General features: G+C 58.1%; 25 protein-coding genes and 1 pseudogene. 6 read left to right on the top strand and 20 right to left on the bottom strand.

All coding sequences use genetic code 11. The annotated features are described in order from the left end of the window. Positions 1-11: 11 nt before the first annotated feature. The 12 genes from rlmN to trmJ form a co-directional block, all read right to left on the bottom strand. Positions 12-1,115 carry a dual-specificity RNA methyltransferase RlmN gene (gene rlmN / locus WBR25_RS08115; protein ID WP_005344856.1) on the bottom strand — a complete coding sequence of 368 codons (1,104 nt, stop codon included), beginning with the start codon at positions 1,113-1,115 and terminating at the stop codon, positions 12-14. Between the two features lie 167 nt (positions 1,116-1,282). Continuing rightward, a complete protein-coding gene (gene ndk, locus WBR25_RS08110; protein WP_005333805.1) occupies positions 1,283-1,711 on the bottom strand; it encodes a nucleoside-diphosphate kinase in 429 nt (142 codons plus the stop codon). 267 nt (positions 1,712-1,978) lie between these two features. Then, positions 1,979-3,262, bottom strand: a complete 1,284-nt coding sequence (gene pepB, locus WBR25_RS08105) for an aminopeptidase PepB (RefSeq protein WP_005359802.1) — start codon at positions 3,260-3,262, stop codon at positions 1,979-1,981. Continuing rightward, positions 3,259-4,563, bottom strand: coding sequence for an aminopeptidase PepB (gene pepB / locus WBR25_RS08100; RefSeq protein ID WP_330124517.1), 1,305 nt, complete (start codon positions 4,561-4,563; stop codon positions 3,259-3,261). The genes pepB (WBR25_RS08105) and pepB (WBR25_RS08100) overlap by 4 nt, the downstream gene beginning before the upstream one ends. A 173-nt stretch (positions 4,564-4,736) precedes the next feature. Beyond that, positions 4,737-5,075 carry an ISC system 2Fe-2S type ferredoxin gene (fdx, locus tag WBR25_RS08095; RefSeq protein WP_005333808.1) on the bottom strand — a complete coding sequence of 113 codons (339 nt, stop codon included), beginning with the start codon at positions 5,073-5,075 and terminating at the stop codon, positions 4,737-4,739. A 1-nt stretch (position 5,076) separates the two neighbouring features. After that, positions 5,077-6,924, bottom strand: coding sequence for a Fe-S protein assembly chaperone HscA (gene hscA / locus WBR25_RS08090; protein WP_159163813.1), 1,848 nt, complete (start codon positions 6,922-6,924; stop codon positions 5,077-5,079). 28 nt (positions 6,925-6,952) lie between these two features. Beyond that, complete coding sequence (hscB, locus tag WBR25_RS08085) at positions 6,953-7,471, bottom strand: co-chaperone HscB (RefSeq protein ID WP_113740608.1); 519 nt, start codon at positions 7,469-7,471, stop codon at positions 6,953-6,955. Between the two features lie 118 nt (positions 7,472-7,589). Continuing rightward, a complete protein-coding gene (iscA, locus tag WBR25_RS08080; protein ID WP_005333812.1) occupies positions 7,590-7,913 on the bottom strand; it encodes an iron-sulfur cluster assembly protein IscA in 324 nt (107 codons plus the stop codon). Positions 7,914-7,928: 15 nt separating this feature from the next. Next, positions 7,929-8,312: a Fe-S cluster assembly scaffold IscU gene (gene iscU / locus WBR25_RS08075; RefSeq protein ID WP_005333813.1), complete on the bottom strand. Its 384-nt coding sequence runs from the start codon at positions 8,310-8,312 to the stop codon at positions 7,929-7,931. A gap of 41 nt (positions 8,313-8,353) precedes the next feature. Next, complete coding sequence (locus WBR25_RS08070) at positions 8,354-9,568, bottom strand: IscS subfamily cysteine desulfurase (RefSeq protein ID WP_021229687.1); 1,215 nt, start codon at positions 9,566-9,568, stop codon at positions 8,354-8,356. Positions 9,569-9,621: 53 nt separating this feature from the next. After that, positions 9,622-10,125 (bottom strand): Fe-S cluster assembly transcriptional regulator IscR, encoded by a 504-nt coding sequence (gene iscR / locus WBR25_RS08065; RefSeq protein WP_026035025.1) that lies wholly within the window; start codon positions 10,123-10,125, stop codon positions 9,622-9,624. A gap of 92 nt (positions 10,126-10,217) precedes the next feature. Continuing rightward, a complete protein-coding gene (gene trmJ, locus WBR25_RS08060; protein ID WP_005359790.1) occupies positions 10,218-10,940 on the bottom strand; it encodes a tRNA (cytosine(32)/uridine(32)-2'-O)-methyltransferase TrmJ in 723 nt (240 codons plus the stop codon). A 187-nt stretch (positions 10,941-11,127) separates the two neighbouring features. Between trmJ and WBR25_RS08055 the strand changes: the two genes are divergently transcribed. Further along, positions 11,128-11,544 carry a hypothetical protein gene (locus tag WBR25_RS08055; RefSeq protein ID WP_279486962.1) on the top strand — a complete coding sequence of 139 codons (417 nt, stop codon included), beginning with the start codon at positions 11,128-11,130 and terminating at the stop codon, positions 11,542-11,544. On the opposite strand, the gene ubiT is transcribed toward WBR25_RS08055, so the two are convergent. Further along, a complete protein-coding gene (ubiT, locus tag WBR25_RS08050; protein ID WP_042080117.1) occupies positions 11,497-12,030 on the bottom strand; it encodes a ubiquinone anaerobic biosynthesis accessory factor UbiT in 534 nt (177 codons plus the stop codon). The genes WBR25_RS08055 and ubiT overlap by 48 nt on opposite strands. A 189-nt stretch (positions 12,031-12,219) precedes the next feature. Between ubiT and ubiU the strand changes: the two genes are divergently transcribed. After that, positions 12,220-13,215: a ubiquinone anaerobic biosynthesis protein UbiU gene (ubiU, locus tag WBR25_RS08045; RefSeq protein ID WP_042080116.1), complete on the top strand. Its 996-nt coding sequence runs from the start codon at positions 12,220-12,222 to the stop codon at positions 13,213-13,215. Between the two features lie 11 nt (positions 13,216-13,226). Beyond that, positions 13,227-14,097, top strand: a pseudogene (locus WBR25_RS08040) (U32 family peptidase). A gap of 65 nt (positions 14,098-14,162) precedes the next feature. On the opposite strand, the gene nlpI reads toward WBR25_RS08040, so the two are convergent. From nlpI to queA, 7 genes are all read right to left on the bottom strand, one after another. Beyond that, positions 14,163-15,107, bottom strand: a complete 945-nt coding sequence (nlpI, locus tag WBR25_RS08035; RefSeq protein WP_005351017.1) for a lipoprotein NlpI — start codon at positions 15,105-15,107, stop codon at positions 14,163-14,165. Between the two features lie 90 nt (positions 15,108-15,197). Then, entirely contained in the window at positions 15,198-15,566 is a 369-nt protein-coding gene (locus WBR25_RS08030; RefSeq protein ID WP_019446086.1) for a rhodanese-like domain-containing protein, read from the bottom strand. Between the two features lie 84 nt (positions 15,567-15,650). Then, entirely contained in the window at positions 15,651-16,598 is a 948-nt protein-coding gene (gene secF, locus WBR25_RS08025; RefSeq protein WP_005337322.1) for a protein translocase subunit SecF, read from the bottom strand. A gap of 10 nt (positions 16,599-16,608) precedes the next feature. Then, a complete protein-coding gene (gene secD, locus WBR25_RS08020) occupies positions 16,609-18,462 on the bottom strand; it encodes a protein translocase subunit SecD (RefSeq protein ID WP_005337324.1) in 1,854 nt (617 codons plus the stop codon). Between the two features lie 18 nt (positions 18,463-18,480). Next, a complete protein-coding gene (gene yajC / locus WBR25_RS08015) occupies positions 18,481-18,816 on the bottom strand; it encodes a preprotein translocase subunit YajC (protein ID WP_005337327.1) in 336 nt (111 codons plus the stop codon). Between the two features lie 52 nt (positions 18,817-18,868). After that, a complete protein-coding gene (gene tgt / locus WBR25_RS08010; RefSeq protein ID WP_106843941.1) occupies positions 18,869-20,005 on the bottom strand; it encodes a tRNA guanosine(34) transglycosylase Tgt in 1,137 nt (378 codons plus the stop codon). 74 nt (positions 20,006-20,079) lie between these two features. Continuing rightward, entirely contained in the window at positions 20,080-21,132 is a 1,053-nt protein-coding gene (gene queA / locus WBR25_RS08005) for a tRNA preQ1(34) S-adenosylmethionine ribosyltransferase-isomerase QueA (RefSeq protein ID WP_021229691.1), read from the bottom strand. A gap of 212 nt (positions 21,133-21,344) precedes the next feature. Here queA and WBR25_RS08000 point away from each other — a divergent pair, with 212 nt between their 5' ends. The 3 genes from WBR25_RS08000 to ahpF all read left to right on the top strand — a co-directional run bounded on the left by WBR25_RS08000 (position 21,345) and on the right by ahpF (position 24,754). After that, the gene (locus WBR25_RS08000) at positions 21,345-21,791 is read left to right on the top strand and encodes a CBS domain-containing protein (RefSeq protein ID WP_005337333.1); all 447 of its coding nucleotides are present in this window, start codon (positions 21,345-21,347) and stop codon (positions 21,789-21,791) included. Positions 21,792-22,482: 691 nt separating this feature from the next. Beyond that, positions 22,483-23,049 (top strand): alkyl hydroperoxide reductase subunit C, encoded by a 567-nt coding sequence (ahpC, locus tag WBR25_RS07995; RefSeq protein ID WP_005337335.1) that lies wholly within the window; start codon positions 22,483-22,485, stop codon positions 23,047-23,049. A gap of 124 nt (positions 23,050-23,173) precedes the next feature. Then, a complete protein-coding gene (gene ahpF, locus WBR25_RS07990) occupies positions 23,174-24,754 on the top strand; it encodes an alkyl hydroperoxide reductase subunit F (protein ID WP_103251715.1) in 1,581 nt (526 codons plus the stop codon). Positions 24,755-24,788: the final 34 nt, after the last annotated feature.

Raw genomic sequence — 24,788 nt, 5'->3', positions numbered from 1 at the left:
TGGCTTAGCATTTAAACCATTTTGACGGAAATCCCATCCTGTTGCATCCGATTTTTGATAGTTCGCTTGGTACGGTCAATCACGTCACCCACCAGCTGACCACAGGCGGCATCGATGTCATCACCACGGGTCTTGCGGACAATCACGGTGAAACCGTACTCCATCAGCACCTTGGAGAAGCGATCGATACGGCTGTTGCTCGGCTTGCCGTAAGGGTTGCCCGGGAAGGGGTTGAACGGGATCAGGTTGATCTTGCTCGGCGTGTCCTTGAGCACCTTGGCCAGCTCGTGGGCATGCTGCATATCGTCATTGATATGATCGAGCAGCACATACTCGACGGTCACCCGACCACCGTTGGCATTGGATTTGGCCAGGTAACGACGGACACCGGCGAGGAACTCCTCGATGTTGTACTTGTCGTTGATCGGCATGATCTCTGAACGCAGCTTGTCGTTCGGGGCGTGCAGGGAGATAGCCAGCGCCACGTCGATCTGGTCGCCCAGCTTGTCCAGCGCAGGTACCACGCCAGAGGTGGAGATGGTCACCCGGCGCTTGGAGATACCAAAGCCGTAGTCATCCATCATCAGACGCATGGCGGGCACCACGTTGGCGAGATTGAGCAGCGGCTCGCCCATCCCCATCATCACCACGTTGGTGATGGGACGCTTGCCACCGACCACGCGGGCCGCACGCCACACCTGACCGATGATCTCGGAGACTTTCAGATTGCGGTTGAAGCCTTGTTGAGCCGTGGAGCAGAACTTGCACTCCAGCGCACAGCCAACTTGAGAGGAGACGCAGAGGGTCGCGCGGTCATCTTCCGGGATGTAGACGGTCTCTACCTCCTGATCGCCCACCTGCAGCGCCCACTTGATGGTGCCATCGGCAGAGCGCTGCTCGCGGCTGATCTCGGGCGCCTTGATCTCGGCGATCGCCTTGAGGCGCTCTTTGAGCACCTTGTTGACGTTGGTCATCTGATCGAAATCATCACACCCAAAGTGATAGATCCACTTCATGACCTGATCTGCCCGGAATGGCTTCTCGCCCAGTTCGACGAAAAAGGCACGCATGGCATCCCGATCAAGATCCAGCAGGTTGATTTTTGTTTCGCTCATCAATGGCCTCAGTTCAAACACTTCATCAATTATTGGCTGACGACGTCAGGGGGCGGCATTGTACAAATAATGGGTCTGGCTTTCCACCTGGAGAATAGAGGGATATTGCGTAAACGGCGAAAACAACAAAGGGAGCCGAGGCTCCCTTGGGTCATCATCAACAAAAATCAGCCGCGCGGGCAAATCTCGTTGTCAGAGAAGAAGTAGGCAATTTCGCGGGCAGCGGATGCCGGTGCATCGGAGCCATGTACTGCGTTGCGATCGATGCTCTCGGCATAACAGGCACGCAAGGTACCAGCCAGCGCCTCTTTCGGGTTGGTAGCACCCATGATCTCACGATTGCGACGGATGGCGTCTTCCCCTTCCAGCACCTGCACCATGACAGGGCCAGAGGTCATGAAGCTGACCAGATTGTCATAAAAAGGCTTGCCCTGATGCTCGGCATAGAAACCGGCAGCCTGTTCACTGCTCATGTGCAGCATTTTGGATGCCACCACTTTCAAGCCTGCGCTTTCGAAACGGCTATAGATGGCACCGATCAGGTTCTTGCTGACAGCATCCGGTTTGACGATAGAGAAGGTACGTTCGATGGCCATTGATATCTTTCCTTAACTACAGAGTTTTATTGTTAGAATCCATGTTCGCTGGCGATTATACGTAAACAAAAACCGGAAAAACACACAAACAAGCAACTTTTTATTAAACATCACTCCCTTGCAATCAACATCCACACTCATCTTGACCGAGCAGAGCCGGAAAATATGTGCGCTTGCGCACGATAGTTACCTTAAGCCGCCAAAACCCCATCTTTTGTTCACAATTCGAACAGCATGAAAAAGGCACCCGAAGGTGCCTTGTCTCGCCTATTTGGCTTCCGCCAGCAAGGCCCGCGCTATGGTGCGCATCCCCAGAGTATTAGCTCCCGGCGCCCAGAGGGCATCGCCGTTGTCACTGAAGCAGGCGGCCAGATCGATATGCAACCAGCCCATCCCTTCGTTGGCAACGAAACGGGAGAGGAAACCCGCAGCGTTGGAGGCGCCACCCGGCCCACCCCCCTTCACCGGACGGCTGTTGGCCGTGTCGGCGTAATGGGAAGGGCACTGCTGGCGGTGCCAGGGCTCCAGCGGCAGCGGCCAGGCAGGCTCATGCTCAGCATCGGCATAGGTCATTGCGCGGCTTACCAACCCTTTGTCGAGGCCGAACAGAGCATTGTAGCGCCCACCCAGCGCCATCACGGCTGCGCCGGTCAGGGTCGCGGCATCGATGATCAGCGGTGCGCCGGACTCGCTCGCCAGTTGCAAGCCATCGGCCAGTACCAGCCGCCCCTCGGCATCGGTATTCACAATCTCGACCGTGGTGCCGTTCTTGTAGGTGAGGATGTCGCCCAGCTTGTAGGCGTGGCCGGAGACCAGGTTCTCGGCGCAGCAGAGGATCAGCTTCACCCGCTTGTCGAGCCCGCGCAGCATAGCCAGCGCCAGCGCACCGGTGACAATCGCCGCGCCCCCCATGTCGCACTTCATGGTGAGCATCCCCTCGGAGCTCTTCATGGAGTAGCCGCCGGAGTCAAAGGTGATCCCCTTGCCCACCAGCGCTGCCGCCACCGGCGCCTTGGGGTCACGCCCCGGGTTGAAGTCGAGCTCCAGCAATACCGGTTCGCGCGCACTGCCGCGGCCCACCTGATAGAGGCCGACCCAGCCCGCCTGTTGCAGCGCTTCGCCTTTCAAAATGCGATGACTCACCTTGTCCGGCGCCAGCTCGGTAATAAAAGAGGCCGCTTCCACCGCCAGCTCCAGCGGGCCCAACTGCTCCGGGGTGGCATTGGTCATCTCGCGCACCCAGCGGCCGCAGAGCCAACGCGCTTCCAGCTCCTCTCTGTCCTCTTCCGAGGACATGGCCCACTGCAGTTGCACCTCCGCCTTGGGGGTTTGCAGCCCTTGGGCAAAAGCCCACTGCTGTTCACGCTCCCAGTGACCAGCCAGGGTCACTTTCTGGATCCCCTGCTGGCAGAGGCGACGGGCCGCCTGCTGGATATCGAGCAGCGGATTGGCCGTCACCAGATGGATCACCATGCCGTCGGCACGGTGAGAGAGCAGCGCCCCCTCCCCCCACTCGGCCGGTGCAAATTCACGACTTAACCAGACATTCATGCGGTCACCTCCTGCAGCCAGCGTGCGATGGTGCGCAGACCGTGGCCCTTGGCGCCGGTTGCCCAGAGATCGTTGCCCGATTTCTGATAAGAGGCCGCCAGATCCAGGTGCACCCAACCCTTGCCCTCATCACGCACGAAGCGGGAAAGGAACGCAGCAGCCGTGGTGGCACCGGCCGTGCCTTCTGCCGAGGCTACGTTGCCCAGATCGGCAAAGGCCGAGGTGAGCTGGCTGGCATGCCAGGGTTCCAGCGGAAGCGCCCACGCCTGTTCGTTTTCCACCTTGGCGGCGGCCAGCGCACGCAGCTGTTCGGTCTCATCGAGGGCAAACACCGCATTATAATCGCGCCCCAGCGCCATCTTGGCGGCGCCGGTCAGGGTGGCTGCGTCAAGGATATAAGCCGCACCGCTGTCAGAGGCCGCCATCAGGCCATCGGCCAGCACCAGACGACCTTCCGCATCGGTGTTCTGGATCTCGACCGAGATGCCGTTCTTGTAGGTAAGGATGTCGCCCAGCTTGAAGGCGTGGCCGGAGACCAGGTTCTCGGCGCAGCAGAGAATGAGCTTCACCCGCTGGTTCAGGCCTCGGCTGATAGCCAGCGCCAGCGCGCCAGTCACCATGGCTGCGCCCCCCATGTCGGACTTCATCGGCAGCATGTTGTCAGAGGACTTCATGGAGTAGCCGCCAGAATCAAAAGTGATCCCCTTGCCCACCAGCGCCGCCACCACGGGCGCATTGCGATCACCGGTCGGGTTGTAGTCGAGCTCCAGCAGCACAGGCTCGCGCTCGCTGCCACGGCCAACCGACCAGATCCCGATATGGCCGGACTCGCGCAGCGCTTCACCGGCGGTGATGCGGGCAGTAACCTGATCCCCGGCCAGACCACGAATGAGCAACAGGGCCGATTCCGCCAGACTCATGGGGTAGATCTCTTCCGGACAGCCATTGGTGATGTCACGTACCCAGCGAGCCGCCTTGAGCAGTGCATCCAGTTCACGGGCGTCCGCATCGCTCTGCTGGCCAAAATCCAGTTCACGCGATCCCTTGGCGGCGTAGAACCCCTGGGCGAACGCGTAGCGACGCTCCAGATCCCAGCCTTCACCGACCAGCGTCACCCGCTTGATCCCGCTCGATTCGAGGCGACGGGCAGCGCGCTGAACGGTGCGCAGAACATCCTTCTCCTGACCGGCGGCACCAAGATGGATCAGTGCCTCGTCGCCATTGAAACTGAGCTGGGCGCCCTCGCCCCAATAGGCGGCCGCAGCCTGGGTGGATAACGCTACCTTCATCATGTCAGCCATCGTGTTTGCTTCCTTTTTACTGGCACTATGTATAAGCACTCTTTATGGGAAAGAGCTTATTGGCAAAGAGAGAATAACGAATACAAAAAAGGCCGTGCCCCCGAGGGTCACGGCCTTCCACCATATCACTGAAGCACCACAGGATGCTGCACGTGCAATTCACTCATGTGTAATTAATGGCGTTCAGAGGCAAGGTTCAGGGTGTACTTGGGCAGTTCCACCACCAGATCCTCGTCCGCCAGTTTTGCCTGGCAGCTGAGACGGGATTCCGGCTCCAACCCCCACGCCTTGTCCAGCATGTCGTCTTCCAGCTCGTCGCTTGGCTCGAGCGAGTCAAAGCCCTCGCGCACCACGCAGTGGCAGGTAGTGCAGGCACAGGATTTCTCGCAGGCATGCTCGATTTCGATACCGTTGCGCAGCGCCACATCCAGAATGGTCTCGCCGCTTTGCCCCTCGAGGGCGGCGCCATCCGGACAGAGTACAGGATGAGGAAGAATGATCAGTTTTGGCATATTACACCTTGTTGACGTTTTGTCCGGTCAGCACCTTGCGGATGGAGGCGTCCATCCGGCGGGCTGCAAACTCGCCACTGACAGCATCGGCTGCCTCAATGGCTTCTTTGATTTGATGGGTTGTGCCGCTGTTGCGCATGGTCAGCAGATGGGCGATGGCGGCATCAATCTCGGCACGCTCGGCAGCATTGAGCAGGGCATCGCCATCGGCGGCCAGCGCGGCATTCAAACTCTCGACCACACGGTCAGCTTCAACCTGCTGCTCGGCCAGCATGCGGGCATCCATATCCTGCTGGGCGTTCTCGATGGAGGCACTCAGCATGTTGAGGATATCCTGCTCCGCCAGCCCGTAAGAGGGCTTGACCTGGATCTCGGCCTGGACGCCGGAGGATTTCTCCATGGCGCTGACCGAGAGCAGACCATCCGCATCCACCTGGAAGGTGACGCGAATATGGGCGGCGCCAGCTGCCATCGGCGGAATGCCGGTCAGGGTAAAGCGGGCCAGGGAGCGGCAATCGGCCACCAACTCGCGTTCACCCTGTACCACGTGAATGGCCATGGCGGTCTGACCATCCTTGAAGGTGGTGAACTCCTGGGCGCGGGCAACCGGGATGGTGGTGTTGCGCGGGATCACCTTCTCGGCGAGGCCACCCATGGTCTCCAGACCCAGCGACAAGGGGATAACGTCCAGCAGCAGCATCTCGGCATCGGGCTTGTTGCCCACCAGAATATCGGCCTGGATGGCGGCGCCGATGGCGACAACCTTGTCCGGATCGATGCTGGTCAGCGGCGTACGCTGGAAGAACTCGCCCACCAGTTCACGCACCAGCGGCACCCGGGTGGAGCCACCTACCATCACCACTTCCAGCACTTCCACCTGCTCGAGACCGGCATCGCGCAGGGCGCGGCGACAAGCCAGCAAGGTCCGTTTCACCAGCGGGGTGATGAGTTCATCAAACTGGCTACGGCTCACTGAACCCTGCCAGCCAGCAAAGGTGCACGCCACCTGCTCGGCATCGGTCAGGCCGTGTTTGACGGCAGCGGCCACATCCAGCAGCTCGCGCTGCAGATGGGCATCCAGCTCGCCGGAGAGGCCCGCTTGCTCCTTGATCCAGTCCGCCAGCAGGTGATCAAAATCATCACCGCCGAGGGCCGAATCGCCGCCGGTCGCCATTACTTCAAACACACCGCGATGCAGACGCAGGATGGAGATATCGAAGGTGCCGCCCCCCAGATCGTAAACCGCGATCACCCCTTCCTGACCGGAGTCAAGGCCATAGGCAATCGCGGCCGCGGTCGGCTCGTTGAGCAGACGCAGTACGTGCAGACCGGCCAGACGGGCCGCATCCTTGGTTCCCTGACGCTGGGCATCATCGAAATAGGCGGGCACGGTAATGACCACGCCATCGAGATCGCCACCCAGGGTCTGGGCGCCACGCTCGGCCAGCTTTTTGAGAATTTCGGCCGATACCTGCACCGGATTGACCAGCCCCTGACGGGTTTGCAGTTGCGGCATGCCATTGTCGGCGGCAACAAACTGGTAAGGCTGCTGGCGGGTATCGATATCGGCCAGCGCCTTGCCCATCATCCGTTTGACCGAGACGATGGTGTTGTGAGGATCGAGCGCCGCTTCGCGCTTGGCATCAATCCCCACTCGAATGGCGTCGCTTTGATAGTGCACCACTGACGGGAGCAGGTCGCGCCCTTGCTCATCGCAAAGGGTATCGGCGTGACCGCTGCGAACCGCAGCGACGAGAGAGTTGGTGGTGCCGAGATCGATGCCGACGGCACGTTTGTGCTGATGAGGAACAGCGCTCTGGCCGGGTTCGGCGATTTGCAGTAATGCCATGGGTAATGAAACTTCCAGCGTTAAAGGATCAAGACTCGAGAAGCGAGTCTTCGAATCGTTCCAGCTCTTCGAGGAGCTTGTCGACAAACTTGAGTTTGCGAACGCAATCAGCGGCAACGAGATCTCTGCCGGCGGCAAGAGACTCGGTCAGCTGCTGCATCAACATCTGGTGATCATGCCTGATCTCGCTGCGAAAATCCTTGATGGCGCGCTCAGGGTCGGTGTCATCTTTCAGATCGGCCAGACGCTCGCGCCACTCCAGCTGCTGCATCAAAAACGCGGTATCTTGCAGAGTCTGCTGTTCACCACGGATATCGGTGCCACGCAGAGAGAGCAGATATTCGGCACGGCGCAGCGGCGCCTTTAGGGTGGTGAATGCTTCGTTGATCTGGGCGGCACGTTGCACCGCAGCCAGCTGCTCCCGTTCGGGGGCGGTGGCAAAACGATCAGGATGGAATTGGGTTTGCAGCTGGCGGTAGGTATCAGCCAACTGACGGGTATCGAGCTCGAAGCCTTCAACCAGCCCAAACAGCTCGAAATGATTCATGCAAACCTCTTGGAAACGTTCGCCACAACCTCACTCGCCCCTGGCAAATGAGATGTGGTTGAACGGGTCATGGGCAACCCACTCAACCACAGACGAAGGATCATTGACGTCAAACAGCTCAGACACTGAAGCTTTCGCCGCAACCACACTCGCCTTTGGCGTTGGGATTGTTGAACTGGAAGCCCTCGTTGAGGCCCTCCTTGACGAAATCCAGCTCGGTGCCATCCAGATGGATCAGGCTCTTGGCATCGACAATAATCTTGACGCCCTGCTGCTCGAACACCTGATCCTCATCGGTCAGTTCATCAACGAACTCAAGCACGTAGGCCAGACCGGAGCAGCCGGTGGTTTTGACGCCGAGGCGCAGGCCAATGCCCTTGCCCCGGTTAGCCAGAAAAGAGGAAACCCGTGCCGCGGCGGCATCTGTCATGGTAATAGCCATACTGCTCTCCGGCGCTTAGAGACCTTTCTTCTGCTTGTAATCGGCGATGGCGGCCTTGATGGCGTCCTCGGCCAGAATGGAGCAGTGGATCTTCACCGGTGGCAGGGCCAGCTCTTCAGCGATATCGGTGTTCTTGATGCCAGCCGCCTCATCCAGTGTCTTGCCCTTGACCCATTCGGTCACCAGGGAGCTGGAGGCGATGGCAGAACCGCAACCGTAGGTCTTGAACTTGGCATCTTCGATGATGCCTTCGTCGCTGATCTTCAATTGCAGCTTCATCACATCGCCACAAGCGGGCGCACCGACCATGCCGGTTGCAACGCTGGGATCATTCTTGTCGAAACCACCGACGTTGCGAGGATTCTCGTAGTGGTCGATTACTTTTTCACTGTAAGCCATATCTCACTCCTGCTAATTCTGTTGCTCACTGACCCAGTGGATCAGTGATGAGCCCATTCGACCGTGTTCAGATCGACGCCGTCTTTGTACATCTCCCACAGGGGGGACATCTCGCGCAGACGACCGATGGAGTCACGAATAAGCTTGACCGCGTAGTCAATCTCTTCCTCGGTGGTGAAGCGACCCATGCTGAAACGGATGGAGCTGTGCGCCAGCTCGTCGTTCAGACCCAGTGCGCGCAGCACATAGGAGGGTTCCAGGCTGGCGGAGGTACAGGCCGAACCGGAAGAGACCGCCAAATCTTTCAGCGCCATGATGAGGGATTCCCCCTCCACATAGGCAAAGCTGACGTTGAGGTTGCCCGGAACACGCTGATCCAGATCGCCATTGATGTAGACGGCTTCAATATCCTTGATGCCATTCCACAGACGCTGGCGCAGTGCCAAGATACGCTCGCCTTCACTCACCATCTCTTCTTTGGCGATGCGGAAAGCTTCGCCCATCCCGACGATCTGGTGGGTCGGCAGAGTACCGGAACGCATGCCGCGCTCGTGGCCGCCACCGTGCATCTGGGCTTCCAGACGAACGCGGGGTTTGCGGCGAACAAACAGTGCACCGATCCCTTTCGGACCATACACCTTGTGCGCTGAGACGGAGAGCAGGTCCACTTTCAGTGCTTCCACATCTACCGGGATCTTGCCCACACTCTGAACGGCATCCACGTGCAGCAGGATCTTGCGGGAACGGCACAACTCGCCGATGGCGGCAATGTTCTGAACCACGCCGATTTCGTTGTTCACATGCATGATGCTGACCAGGATGGTGTCATCACGCATGGCATTCTCGATCATCTCGATAGTGAACAGGCCGTTGGGCATCGGCTCAAGATAGGTCACCTCGAACCCTTCACGCTCCAGCTGGCGACAGGTATCGAGCACCGCCTTGTGTTCGGTCTTGGAGGTGATGATGTGCTTGCCCTTGCTGGCATAGAAGTGGGCAACACCCTTGATGGCCAGGTTATTGGATTCGGTCGCACCGGAAGTGAAGACGATCTCGCGGGGATCGGCACCGATCAGATCTGCCACTTGATTACGGGCCAGATCCACCGCCTCTTCGGCTTGCCAGCCAAAGCGGTGAGAACGGGAAGCCGGATTGCCGAACAGGCCATCCATGGTGAGACACTGCATCATTTTTTCTGCGACACGCGGGTCCACCGGACAGGTTGCCGAATAATCAAGGTAAATAGGCAGTTTCATGTTTTTCTCCGTCACAGTCCGGGTCATACAGAGTCCCGCTGTGGAAAGCACGTTTATAGTTGGACTTTCAAGCTCACATCGCCGTGTTCTGCCCGATCAACCAGGGACAACACGGTCTTCATTTGTTCATCTTGCTTGCCAGCAATCCGGCGCACATCGGCCTGGCGTACCAGCTCGGCCAGCGTGATATCCCCGAGGAAGCTGGAGATCCGCTCACTCAGGTCGCGCCACAGGGAGTGAGTCAGGCACTGGGTACCGCCGTGGCAACCGCCCTTGCCGAGGCACTTGGTTGCATCGACCGACTCATCGACCGCGGTGATCACCTGACCAACCGAAATCTCGCCTGGGGCCAACCCGAGGCGATAACCACCACCCGGGCCACGCACGCTGCTCACCAGACCATGTTTACGCAGGCGGGCAAAGAGCTGCTCGAGATAGGACAACGAGATGCCCTGGCGCTCGGAAATATCGGCAAGGGGGACGGGCCCCTGCTCTGCATGCAGCGCCACGTCGAGCATGGCGGTTACAGCGTAACGTCCTTTTGAAGTCAGTCTCATGTGCCTTACCGTCTTGCGAAGCAATTTAATGGGGCACATGATCACATACCCGACCAAATCAGTCAAGTATATGGTTGAGTAAATCAGTCGGATTAATCCGGTACGCGCGCTTTCTGCACCGAGGTCAGAATACCACGCAGAATGTTGAGCTCAGCAGCTTCCGGCCGAGCCCGATTGAACAAGCGACGCAGCTTGCTCATCACATGACCCGGATGATCATCAGCAATAAAACCGGTCTTCATCAGGGTTTGTTCCAGGTGCTGATAAAACCCTTCCAGCTGGGCGGCACTCGGATAGGCCATCTCATCTTCAGGCTCGGCGGCCTGCCCCTGCAGCCAGCGCATCCGCACTTCGTAACAGAGGGTCTGCACCGCCATGGCCAGATTGAGGGAGCTGTAATCAGGATTGGCCGGAATGGCCACGTGGTAGTGGCACTTTTGCAATTCGTCGTTGGTGAGACCGGTGCGTTCACGGCCAAACACCAGCGCGACCGGGTGCTGCATCCCCTCAACCACCGACTTTTCGCCGGCCTCACGGGGATCGAGCATGGGCCAGCTCAGGGTTCGCGAGCGGGCGCTGGTGCCAATCACCAGACCACAATCGGCGATCGCGTCGTCCAGTGTCGGGACGATACGGGCATTGGCAAGCACATCGCTGGCACCAGCCGCCAGGGCGAAGGCATTGTCATCCGGCAAGGCTTGCGGATCAACCAATACCAGCTGGGTCAACCCCATGGTCTTCATGGCGCGTGCCGCAGACCCCATGTTGCCGGTATGAGAGGTGTTTACCAAAACGATACGAATCTGATCCAACATGCCCAGTCAATCTTCAGTCAAAAATGGCGCGCAATTGTAACATAAGAGAACACGATGTTGGCACCGTAAAAGCCGAGCCATTTCAGAACAAAACCACCCGTTTGTATAACAAACCAGCATGAGGGAAGTGAGAGGGGGGGACTAAACTTGATGGATATCCGATAAACGGCACAGGAGACACCGCGCCATGCTTCCTCCCTTTATCTATGAGAGATTGCCCAGCCTCTACCTGCTGGCAGCCATTGCCATTATTACGTTGAGTGAACAGCCCCTGCTCTGGTTTGCAGGCGCCTTGCTGTTTATCGCCGGAGCGGTGACCTGGATGATGCGCTCCAGCTACCGGCGTACCGATCTGATTATCTTTCCGAGCAAACGCTGGCTGCAGCCGGAGTGGCTGTATGAAGCGCTGCCCTTCATCTGGCTGGCTGCGGGGCTGGCCATGTCACAGCTGCCCGCCCCTGCGGCACTCATCGCCTTGGTGCCCTGTCTGTGGGCCTGTCGTTGCCTCTGGGCACGGCACCATTATCGTCGCCATGCCCATGGGGTGATTGTCCACTTAAGACGGGATCCCGCCCGGCGCCGTCTGCACCGGAACCTGCGCTGACTCGGTACGGGCGCGTTCGATAAACGTCGCCAGATCCATCAGGGGATACTTCATCAGGCTTGGCAAACCATCGAGATCCAGACTGTCCATCAAGTTTTTCACCTCAAGGCCCAGTTCGGTATCCCCTTCTATCTTCAGCTTGCGCTGGAAAAAAAGCGAATCCGGATCCTCTTTGCGACCGGCAATCAGGATCAGGTCGTTGGCGGTACCGCTGAAGCAGACATCGGCCTTGTCACACTCGCGAGCCACCACCAGCTGGCCATTCTGCTCACTGATAAACCAGCACAGCTCCAGATCAGAGACTTCGACTTTCAGCCACTTGTCTGCCAGAAACTCGAAATCACCATCTTCGATAGCCTCTTTGAAAACCCGGGCCAGCAAACTCTCCATCAGCTGCTTTTGCAGATTGAACGGAACCAGCTTGAGGGGATGGCGCAAGAAGCGCGGAGCCTGTTCGACCAGGCGGCGTTGCAGTTGTTGAAACACGATAGACTCCCTTTTTTGCGCATTCAAACACAGGGAGAGTGGCAAGATCCTGTTGGAAATCAAACTTGTGCAGGGTTACCTCAAGAAGGGTAAAGCCACACAAAGCTGCCTCAGGTCAAAAAGCGGGAGTGCATGGCTGCATACAATCAGGGCTCGTTTGCCCTTCATATGCACTCTCGGAGCGTACCAATGGAATTACTCTGTCCGGCAGGCAGTTTGCCGGCACTGAAAACCGCCGTGGATAACGGGGCCGATGCCGTTTATATCGGTTTCAAGGATGACACCAATGCCCGCCACTTTGCCGGTCTCAACTTTACCGACAGCAAACTGGAGAAGGCGGTGGATTATGTGCATCAACATGGTCGCAAGCTGCATATTGCCATCAATACCTTTGCCCATCCCGGGGCCGATACTCGATGGAAACAGGCGGTTGATCGCGGGGTGGCCCTCGGCGCCGATGCGTTAATCATCGCCGATCTCGCAGTGCTGGAATATGCCAGCCGCCACTACCCCGAGATGGAACTCCATGTCTCGGTGCAGGCCAGCGCCACCAATGCCGCCGCCATTCGCTTCTATCAGCAGCAATTCAATGTCACACGGGTGGTGCTGCCCCGGGTGCTCTCCATGCATCAGGTCAAGCAGCTGGCCCGCGAGACCGATGTTGGCCTTGAGGTATTCGCCTTTGGCAGCCTCTGCATTATGGCCGAGGGGCGCTGCTATCTCTCCTCCTACATGACTGGCGAGAGTCCCAACACCGTCGGCGCCTGCTCACCGGCCAAGTTCGTCCGTTGGGAAGAGACCCCGAACGGCCTTGAGTCGCGGCTCAACGAGGTGCTGATCGACCGCTATGGCCCGGGCGAAAATGCTGGCTATCCGACCCTGTGCAAGGGGCGTTTCGACGTGGATGGGCAGACCTACCACGCGCTGGAAGAGCCGACCAGTCTCAACACTCTGGGTCTCCTGCCCGAGCTGTTCAAGACCGGGATCCAGTCGGTCAAGATTGAAGGGCGCCAGCGCAGCCCCGCCTATGTGGAGCAGGTGACCCGGGTCTGGCGTGCAGCCATCGATGCCTATCAGGCCAATCCCGAAGCTTATCAGGTCAAAGCTGAGTGGGATGCCCAGCTCGCCCGCGTCTCCGAAGGTAGCCAGACTACCCTCGGCGCCTACCATCGTCAGTGGCAATAAGGAGTCCACCCATGCAATTTTCTCTCGGCTCTGCTCTTCTACTGGCCCAAAGCCGATACCGAAGCCTTTTACCATGCCGCCGCCGACAGTCAGGCCGACATCATCTATCTGGGGGAGACCGTCTGCAGCAAGCGGCGCGAACTCAAAGTCGATGACTGGATTGCGCTGGCCCGTCAGGTGGCCAGCTCCGGCAGGCAGGTGGTGCTCTCGACCCTCGCCCTTATCTCCGCCCCTTCCGAGCTCAAGGAGGTGAAGCGGCTGGTCGACAATGGCGATCTTATGGTCGAAGCCAACGATCTCGGTACGGTGCAACTCGCCTGGGAGGCTGGGATCCCCTTCGTCTGTGGTCCCGCCATCAACGCCTATAACGCCGATGTGCTGCGCATGTTGCTCAAACAGGGGATGAAACGCTGGGTCATGCCGGTGGAGCTCTCCCGTGACTGGCTGATCCAGCTCAATCAGGATCTGGGCTCCCTGCGCGACCAATTTGAGGTGGAGGTGTTTGCCTACGGCCATCTGCCGCTCGCCTACTCGGCGCGCTGCTTCACCGCCCGCTCCCTCGACAAACCGAAAGACAACTGCGAGCTCGCCTGCATCAACTACCCCACCGGACGACTGGCCAACAGCCGCGAGGGGCAGCGGGTGTTCAATCTCAACGGGATCCAGACCCAGTCCGGCTACTGCTACAACTTGGGTAACGAGCTGGCTGGTATGGAAGGTCTGGTAGATGTGGTCAGGCTTTCGCCGCAAGGGATGGAGACGCTGGAGATGCTGGCCCGCTTCAAAGCCAACCGGCAGGGCCAGGCTCCCCTCCCCTTGCAGCAAGGAAGCGACTGCAACGGCTACTGGCGCCAGATCCCCGGTATGAGCCTGGTGGAGTAAACCCGCCATTCGCCCAACAAAAAGGCCTCATCGCGAGGCCTTTTTTACCACTATCTGGCAGTGGATCAGGAGGGCTGATCCCCCTTGTTACGAGCGCTCTGGGCACCTGGCGGCAAGGGTTTGCGCGCCATCAACTCCAGCTCCAGCAGCGCATAGCGGTGCTCGATAAAGTCATAGACGTTGTTGGATAAGGCCAACTTGAAGTAGCTGATGGCTTCCTTGCGGTTGCCTTTGCCCAACTCGAACTTGCCCAGATAGAAGTAGGTTTCACACAGGCGCTCGGCAAGCTCCCGGTTATCCTTCACCCCTTTCACCACGTTGCCCATCAGCTGGGAAGCGTTGATCTCGCCGGTATAGAGGCGAACCAGATCCCAGTTCCAGGCGTCGTCATCGTACTTGTTGAGACGCTCGCGCATCCGGCTCATGGCGGCCGACGGGTCGAGTTTCTGCTCAGCCAGATAGAGCCAGATCACCCGATAGGGGTCTTCCGGCTGCGCCTCGTAGAAACGCTTCATATCGGCCGCGGCCAGTTCGGGACGGTTGCCGTAATAGAGGGCGATGCCACGGTTGAGATAGGCATAGTCATAGTCCGGCGCCAGTTCGAGGGCGGAATCGAAGGCATCATAGGCTTCGTCGTAATTCTGCTGCTGTACCAGATAGACGCCGATGAAGTTGTAGGCTTCGGCGAAATCCGGTTTCTCCCGCAGGGCACGGTTGAAATCGAGCCGCGCGAGGGAACGCAGACCAACCCGATCAAACACCACGGCACGCTCATAGAACAACTCTGCCCGTTGCTCGGTGGTCAGTTCCATTTCACTGAGCATCTGCCCGAGTCGGGCGAGCGCCAGCTCACTCTGGTAGGAGACCTGCAGGGGGGTCGCCAACACCAGTGAAGCAGGCTGCGGCTTGGGAACCTTGGGGGTGTTAACCTGACTGCTACTGCTGCAACCCCACATGGGAAGCAACAACAGGATACCGAGGAGGTATCCAATCCCTTTCCTGACGTTCAATGAACACTCCGACGCTTACGCTTGACCCCGCATATGGTAAAGGTCAACTGCCGCTTTGTCATGTAGCTGTGCCCCTCTACCTCAAATAAATCAGGATTCGACAGGGTATCCGGCATCACACCAACCGCGAAACCCGCCGTCGACGCTGATCACCTTGCGATAACCCATCTGTTGCAGGTTGTCCGCCGCCAGAATTGAGCGAAAACCACCACCACAATAGAGGTAGAGCTCGGTCTCGAGATCCGGGAACTGGGTCTCGATATCCCGCTCAATCACGCCACGACCCAGATATCGGGCACCGGGCAGATGGCCTTTGGCCCACTCGCTCTCTTCCCGCACGTCGATCAGGTGAAACGTGCGCCCTTCGTCCTGCCAGCGCTTGATCTGGTGAACATCGGTTTCGGTGATGCGGGAGCGGATCCCGTCAACCAGCGCCAAAAAACGGGGATTGTGATGCATGACAAACTCCTGTTGTTTAAATCATGTGCGTCAGCAAACGACACGCAGAGATAAGAAAAGAGCGCCATGAGGCGCTCTTCACTGTTACGGCAGGATTTCCTGTTGGTCCGCACCCTCTTTCTCTACCTGGGTGGGCAGCATGTGCTCGCGCTTGACGCCGAGGAACATGGCAAACGCACTCGCCACATAGATGGAGGAGTAGGTACCGAACGCCACACCGATCACCATGGCCACGGCAAAACCGTGGATCAGCGCACCGCCCTTGAGCAGCAGCGCCAGCACCACGATAAAGGTAAGGCCGGAGGTGATGATGGTACGACTCAGGGTCTCGGTCATGGAGAGATCCAGAATGTACTCGGTATCCCCTTTACGCACCTTGCGGAAGTTCTCCCGCAAGCGGTCGAACACCACGATAGTATCGTTAAGGGAGTAACCCACCAGGGTCATTAGCGCCGCCAGTACTGTCAGGTCGAACTCGTACTGGAAGTAGGCAAAGACACCCAGCGTGATCACCACGTCGTGCACCAGGGAGAGAATGCCCCCCAGCGCCAGACGCCATTCGAAACGCACTGCCACGTAGGCCAGGATACAGAGGATAGAGGCCAGCATCGCCAGCGCACCGTCTGTCGCCAGTTCATCACCCACGGAAGGGCCGACGAACTCGACGCGTTTGAGCACTGCGCCCTCGTCGAGCTGCTTGGCCGCCGCCAGCACTTCGTTACCCTGTTGTTCTACCTTGACCCCCTCTTTCGGGGTCAGGCGGAACAGCACATCACGGCTGGAGCCAAAGTGTTGCAGGGTTGCCCCTTCAATCTTCTGCTCTTCCAGAGCGTCGTGGATCTTGTCCAGGCTCACCGACTGCTGGAACCCCACCTCGATAGTGGTACCACCGGTAAAGTCCAGACCCCAGTTCAGGCCCCGATCAAACAGGAAGAACAGGGCTACCACCATCAGCACGGAAGAGAAAACCACACCCGGCTTGGCATAGCGCATAAACGGGATCGGTTTTTCAAAATGTAGAATCTGAAACATCTCTCTATCCTCAGATGGGCAGCTTGTCGATACGCCGTCCACCCCAAGCCAGGTTGATAATGGCACGGGAAACTGTGATGGCAGTAAACATGGAGGCGGTCAGACCAATGCCCAGCGTCAGGGCAAAGCCCTTGATGGCGCCGGTGCCGATACCGAACAGGATCACGCAGGTGATCAGCGAGGTCACGTTGGAGTCGGCGATGGTGGAGAATGCCCGATCAAAGCCCAGATGGATGGCTTGCTGAACACCCCGACCGTTGCGGATCTCTTCACGAATACGCTCGTAGATCAGCACGTTGGCATCCACCGCCATACCCAGCGTCAAGACGATACCGGCGATACCCGGCAATGTCATGGTGGCCCCCGGAATCATCGACATGATGCCGACAATCAACACCAGGTTCATACAGAGCGCCAAGTTGGCAACCCAGCCGAACGCGCGGTAGTAGATCCCCATGAACAGCACGATCACCAGCATGGCCCAGCCGATGGCTTCCATACCGCTGTCGATGTTCTGTTGACCCAGGCTCGGGCCAATGGTGCGCTCTTCCACGATCTGGATCGGGGCGATCAGGGCACCGGCACGCAGCAGCAGCGCCAGGTTGTGGGCTTCGTTGGCGTTGTCGATACCTGTGATACGGAACTGGCTGCCAAGACGCGACTGGATGGTGGCGACGTTGATCACCTCCTCCTGCTTGCGGAACTTGCGCTTGCCATCCGGACCAGGTTGACCGACCGGCTTGTACTCGATGAAGACGGTCGCCATCCCTTTACCGACGTTGTCCTTGGTAAAGTTGGCCATCTTGTTGCCACCCTGGCCATCCAGCTTGATGTTGACCTGGGGACGGCTGTACTCGTCGAAACCGGACTGGGCACCCACGATGTGGTCACCGGTCAGGATCACCCGCTTTTGCAGCACCACGGGACGACCGTTGCGATCGTTATAGACCTTGGAGCTGGGCGGGACACGGCCGTCGGCCGCAGCCTGGATGTCGGCAGTCTCATCGACCATGTGGAACTCCAGGGTCGCGGTCGCACCGAGGATCTCCTTGGCACGGGCGGTATCCTGAATACCGGGCAGTTCAACGACAATGCGCTCGGCGCCTTGCTGTTGTACCAGCGGCTCGGCCACGCCCAGTTCGTTGACCCGGTTACGGATGATGGTGATGTTCTGCTCGAGGGCGTACTTCTTCACTTCCTTGATCTTGGCTTCGCTCAGACCAGCCAGCAGGATGAACTCATCCCCTTTCTGCTCGGTAGTGAAGGTCAAATCAGGGTTCTGACGACGCAGATGAGAAACGGCGCGTTCCTGATCGGCTTCGTCACGGAAGATCACCTGCACCTGATCTCCGACCCGGCGTACGCCGGAGTAACGGATCTTCTGGGTGCGCAGCTCGGAGCGGAAATCCTGCACCATCTGCTCTTGCTGCTTGGTCAGTGCTTCGGCCATGTCCACTTCCATCAGGAAGTGCACACCACCGCGCAGATCAAGACCCAGCTTCAGAGGCGCCGCACCGATGGCTTCGAGCCAGGCGGGAGTGGAAGGTGCCAGGTTGAGTGCGGTAATGAAGTTGTCGCCCAGCTTGTTGGCAACGATATCGCGCGCCTTCAGCTGGTCTTCGGTGTTCTTGAAACGGATCAGGATAAAACCGTGCTCGAATGCAGCATGTTTGACCGGGATCTTGGCCGCTTCAAGGGTCTCTTTAACCAGATCAAGAGTATCTAGCTTGACTTCGGCACCACGGCTGGCAGAAACCTGCAAAGCCGGATCTTCGCCGTAAAGATTGGGGGCTGCATATAGAAAACCGATGGCGATCACCAGGATCACCATCAGGTATTTCCACAGCGGATAGCGATTCAACACGCTGTGCTCCTTGGGAGATTAAAGGGACTGGATAGAACCCTTGGGCAGAACGGCAGAGACGAAGTCCTTTTTGATGGTGACTTGAGTCTGGTCGTTCAGGGCGATCACCAGGTAATCGCTGTCTGCAGCCACTTTGGCAATTTTGCCAACCAGGCCACCGGAAGTGAGCACTTCATCACCCTTGGACAAGGAGCTCATCAGATTGCGATGATCCTTGGCACGCTTGGCCTGGGGACGATAGATCATGAAGTAGAAGATCAGGCCGAATACGGCCAGCATGATGATCATTTCCATACCACCACCCTGTGCACCCGGTGCTGCGCCTTCTGCATACGCCTTGGAGATAATGCTCATTTAACAACCTCTTATTGATGTAGATTTAAAAAAACAAAATTATATGTTGTTGTTATTTAACGTCATTTTCAGCTAACGGAGGCACAGGCTTCCCTTGCCGACGGTAAAACTCTGTTACAAAGTCGTCTAATTTACCCTGCTCGATCGCGTCCCGCAAACCCTGCATCACACGCTGGTAGTAACGCAGGTTATGAATCGTATTCAGACGGGCACCGAGGATCTCGTTGCACTTGTCCAGATGGTGCAGGTAGCTACGGCTGTAGTTCTTGCAGGTGTAGCAATCGCACTCGGCATCCAGGGTGCTGGTGTCGTTGCGGTGCTGGGCATTGCGGATCTTCACCACGCCATCGGTGGTGAACAGGTGGCCGTTGCGGGCGTTGCGGGTCGGCATGACGCAGTCGAACATGTCGATACCACGGCGCACCCCTTCCACCAGATCTTCCGGCTTGCCGACACCCATCAGGTAGCGCGGCTTGTCAGCCGGAATTTTCGGGCAGACGTGCTCGAGGATGCGGTGCATGTCCTCTTTGGGTTCGCCCACGGCCAGACCACCGACCGCATAACCGTCGAAACCGATCTCCAGCAGCCCCTTGAGGGAGACATCCCGCAGATCTTCGTAGACCGAGCCCTGAATGATGCCGAACAGGGCATTCTTGTTGCCCAGCGCATCAAACTTGTCGCGGGAACGCTTGCCCCAGCGCAGGGACATCTCCATGGACTTGCGCGCTTCTTCATAAGTGGCCGGGTACGGGGTGCACTCGTCGAAGATCATCACGATGTCGGAGCCCAGATCGTACTGGATCTCCATGGACTTCTCGGGGTCGAGGAAGATCTTCTCGCCATTGATGGGGTGACGGAAGTGGACGCCCGCTTCGGTGATCTTGCGAATATGTCCCAGGCTGAACACCTGGAAACCACCGGAGTCGGTCAGGATCGGGCCCTGCCAGTTCATGAAGTCATGCAGATCGCCGTGGGCACGCATCACTTCCTGACCCGGACGTAGCCAGAGGTGGAAGGTGTTACCCAGCAGGATCTCGGCGCCGGTTTCACGCACTTCTTCCGGGGTCATCCCCTTGACGGTGCCGTAAGTCCCGACCGGCATAAAGGCCGGTGTTTGTACCACACCACGTTCGAAGACCAGTTGACCGCGACGGGCACGGCCGTCGGTGGTTTTCAGTTCAAATTTCATTGCTACCTCGGCTGCGTCAGATAAACAGTCTGACAATAGGAGGGCCGCGCACGGCCCGGTAAATAAGCTGAAGCTTATGCTTCAACCTGGCGACGGGTGACGAACATGGCGTCCCCGTAGCTGAAGAAACGGTACTGCCCGGCCACGGCTGCCTGATAGGCCGCCATCACGTTGTCATAACCGGCAAAGGCGCTGACCAGCATGATCAGGGTCGACTCCGGCAGATGGAAGTTGGTGACCATGGCATCGACAATCTGGAACTTGTAACCAGGGAAGATGAAGATATCGGTGTCACTAAAGAAGGGCGCCAGCGGTTTGCCCTGCGCCAGGGTGACCTTGGCCGCGCTCTCCAGCGAACGGACCGAGGTGGTGCCAACGGCAATCACCCGACCACCACGGGCACGGGTGGCCGCGATGGCATCTACCACCTCTTGCGGCACTTCCGCATACTCGGAGTGCATGTGGTGATCTTCAATCTTCTCAACCCGCACCGGCTGGAAGGTCCCCGCCCCTACATGCAGGGTGACGAAGGCCGTTTCAACCCCTTTGGCCCGAATTTTCTCAAGCAGCGGCTCATCAAAGTGCAGGCCGGCGGTCGGCGCGGCGACGGCGCCCGGCTTTTGATTGTAAACGGTCTGGTAGCGCTCCTTGTCGGCATCCTCGTCGGGACGGTCGATATAGGGGGGCAGCGGCATGTGGCCGATGGCCTCCAAAATTTCCAGCACCGGACGCGGGTCGAGGAAGTGGATCTCGAACAGAGCGTCGTGGCGGGCGCGCATCTCGGCTTCAACGCCACCATCCATGATCATCCGGGTGCCGGGCTTGGGCGCCTTGGAGGCACGGACATGGGCCAGCACGCTGTGCTCGTCCAGAATGCGCTCGACCAGTACCTCCAGCTTGCCGCCGCTGGCCTTCTGGCCAAACATGCGCGCCGGAATGACACGGGTGTTATTGAATACCAGCAGGTCACCCGGATTGAGCTGATCCAGCACATCCACAAATTGACCGTGGCGCAGGGCGCCAGTCTGACCATCGAGCTGCAACAGGCGGCTGGCGGTACGCTCTGCCATCGGATAGCGGGCAATCAGCTCGTCTGGCAGATCAAAATGAAAATCGGATACTTGCATCTTTCACCTCGGGGGGAATCGGCGGCTAGTCTAGTTATCCCCATCTTCCAAGGCAACCCAAAAGACCAAAAACCCAAGAGAGACAAGGGGTAGCGAGCAATATTGAGACACACCTCCGGTTAATGATTCTTTAATGTTCTGTATTGACCCTGATCATGTTTTGCCAGTTGGGGCTGGGCTAGGGTGAAAGCAGATACACAAGGAGGCCCACCATGATGACCCTATCCGAAATCATGACCGAACATCCCTTCACTCTGGGTCCGTCAAACAGTGTCAAACAGGCGATGGACCTGATGCAGCAGGAGCGGATCCGCCACATTCCCATCGTCGACGAGCAGCATCACCTGCTGGGGTTGGTAACCCTCACCGATATCCTTGCCACCCGGGAATCCAAGCTGCTGCTCATCAGCCCGGAGCGGGAAGCAGAATTTACCGACAGCGTGCAACTCGACGAGATCATGACACGGCAAGTGGCGAGCGTAGATCCTCACGCCGGCATCAAGGAGGCAGCACTCTACCTGCAGCGCCACAGATATGGCTGCCTGCCGGTACTCAAAGGACGCAAGCTGATCGGCATTGTCACCGAGTCGGACTTTATTTCCGTGGCCATCAACCTGCTGGAATTGATGGAAGAGCAGGAACCACCTACCGACTTTTGACAGATTTAGCTGTAATTAAATTACAATAAAAGCGTTTTCAGCCGTCAAAACAAGCTGAAATGATGAAACACTTTCATTTTGATTGAAAAATTACACCAAATGCTTGCCTTGTGATCTGCGTCACACTATCATCCCTCTCATGCAATAGTTGCCGAGGGGGAGACGAGGGATTGTGCACCCATTATCTTCCTCTCATATGTCTGCAAGTTTGCACACCCCGTAGTTAGTCTTTGCTGTAAAGCATTTGTTTATATAGCCATTCCTTGTTTGATGACCCGGCCCTGTCGTTGCGATAGCGCCGGGATTTTTTTATCCGCGTTTTCTGCTCTCCCCCTTGTCAGCACATCCCCCATCGCTGCGAGGAACGGTCTCAACCTCCTCGCCACCTGTTTGCACCACCGTTTATCTCATCGCGTCATCGTGGCTCTGCACACCCCTTCTTATGCCTTGAAAAGGCGATGTAGCGCACAGATATTGAACCACGACAAGGAGTTATCTCAGTAGGCCAGAGATATTCATGTTAGGTACAGCCATAGTGAGCTATCTAATAAGTAGATTTAAGCGATTCAAAATTGCGGCTTTTATCGATTAGCGGAAGCCCCTATGATGAATCCATCGAAAGTTAAGCGCCTCGTCTGGCAAGACTCTTCAACACCAGACCGGCATATGTACATCACCAAGGAGCAATTACATGTCTACCTACATCAACACTGAAATCAAGCCGTTCAATGCTACCGCCTACCACAATGGCAAATTCGTTCAGGTGTCTGACGCTGACCTGAAAGGCAAGTGGTCCGTGGTCTTCTTCTACCCGGCTGACTTCACCTTCGTTTGCCCGACCGAGCTGGGCGACCTGGCTGACAACTACGCTGAATTCCAGAAGCTGGGCGTCGAGATCTACTCTGTCTCTACCGATACCCACTTCACTCACAAAGCATGGCACGACACTTCTGACACCATTCAGAAGATCCAGTACCCGATGATTGGTGACCCGACTGGTACCATCACCCGCAACTTCGGCGTGATGATCGAAGAAGCTGGTCTGGCTGACCGCGGTACCTTCGTAATTGACCCGCAGGGCATCATCCAGATCGTCGAGATCAATGCTGGCGGCATCGGCCGTGACGCACTGGAACTGCTGCGCAAAGTCAAAGCGGCCCAGTATGTTGCTTCCCACCCGGGTGAAGTGTGCCCGGCTAAATGGAAAGAAGGCGAAGCCACTCTGGCCCCGTCCCTGGACCTGGTAGGCAAGATCTAAGCCTCCCGCTTCCAAGACCGGCCCGTATAAGGGCCGGTTTTGTTTCCGGCCCCAAGCAAAGGCGCCGGTCTGCTTTACGGCTTACATCTCACGCCGACCCGCAATCACAAGAAGGAATTCGAAGATGTTGGATACCAACCTCAAACAACAGCTGAACACCTATCTGCAGTACATCGTCAATCCCATCGAGATCAGCGTGTCCGGCAACGACAGCGACAAATCTGCAGAGCTGCTGGCACTGGCCAGCGAGATCGCCGAGATGTCCCCCAAGATCACCCAGACCTCTGGCACTGCCGCTCGCAAGCCTTCCATGAGTGTCGCGCCGCAGGGCCAAGCCCCGCGCGTTCACTTTGCCGGCATCCCCATGGGTCATGAATTTACCTCTCTGGTGCTCGCCCTGCTGCAAAGCGGCGGCCACCCCTCCAAGGCCGATGCGGCCGTGCAGGAGCAGATCCGCAATCTCAAGGGTGAGTTCCACTTCGAGACCTATATCTCCCTCTCCTGCCACAACTGCCCGGACGTAGTACAGGCCCTCAACCTGATGGCGACCCTGAACCCCGGCATCACTCACACCATGATCGACGGCGCCCTGTTCCAGGAAGAAGTTGCCGAGCGTCAAATCATGGCGGTACCGAATGTTTACCTGAACGGTCAACCGTTCAGCCAGGGCCGGATCTCGCTGGAAGAGATCGTCGCCAAACTCGACACCGGTGCCGCCGAGCGCAAGGCCGCCGAGCTGAATGAGAAAGCGCCCTACGACGTACTGGTGGTAGGCGGTGGCCCGGCTGGCGCCGCAGCGGCCATCTATGCCGCTCGTAAAGGCATTCGCACTGCCATCGTTGCCGAGCGTTTCGGTGGTCAGGTGATGGACACCGTCGGCATCGAGAACTTTATCTCAGTGCCCTATACCGAAGGCCCCAAACTGGCCGCCAGCCTGGAGCAGCACGTCAAAGAATACGGCGTGGAAGTGATCACCGAACAGCGTGCCGCCGCCATCAGCAAAGATGGGTATGTGAACGTGGATCTCGCCTCTGGCGCCACCTTGAAGAGCCGTGCCGTGATCCTGGCGACCGGTGCCCGCTGGCGTGATCTGAACGTACCGGGCGAGCTTGAGTACCGCACCAAGGGCGTGGCCTACTGCCCGCACTGCGATGGTCCCTTTTTCAAGGGCAAGCGAGTAGCGGTGATCGGAGGCGGTAACTCCGGCATCGAGGCTGCGATCGACTTGGCTGGCATCGTCGAGCATGTGACTGTGGTGGAGTTCGCCGACACCCTGCGTGCCGATGAAGTGCTGCAGAAGAAGGCTCGCTCCATGGGCAATATCGACATCATCATGAGCGCTCGCACTACCGAAGTGATCGGTGATGGCAGCAAGGTGGTCGGTATGGATTACGAAGATCGCACCACCGGCGAGATCAAGCACCTGGCGGTGGCGGGTATCTTCGTCCAGATCGGCCTGGTACCGAACACCGAGTTCCTGAAAGGGAGCGAGATTGCCCTGACCCGCTTTGGCGAGATCGAGATCGATACCAAAGGGGCGACCTCCCTGCCCGGCGTCTACGCCGCAGGGGATGCCACCACGGTACCGTTCAAGCAGATCATCATCTCCATGGGTGCTGGCGCCACCGCCGCACTGGGTGCGTTTGATTACCTCATCCGCAACCCGGCGCCGGAAGCGACCAAAGCTGATGCTGTGACCGCCTGATAAACCCAGCTCAACAAAAAGCCGACACTCGATT

The organism is Aeromonas sp. MTB (assembly GCF_056632455.1).
Note: the sequence above shows the minus strand (reverse complement) of the source record. Positions and strands in the feature narration are given on the sequence as shown.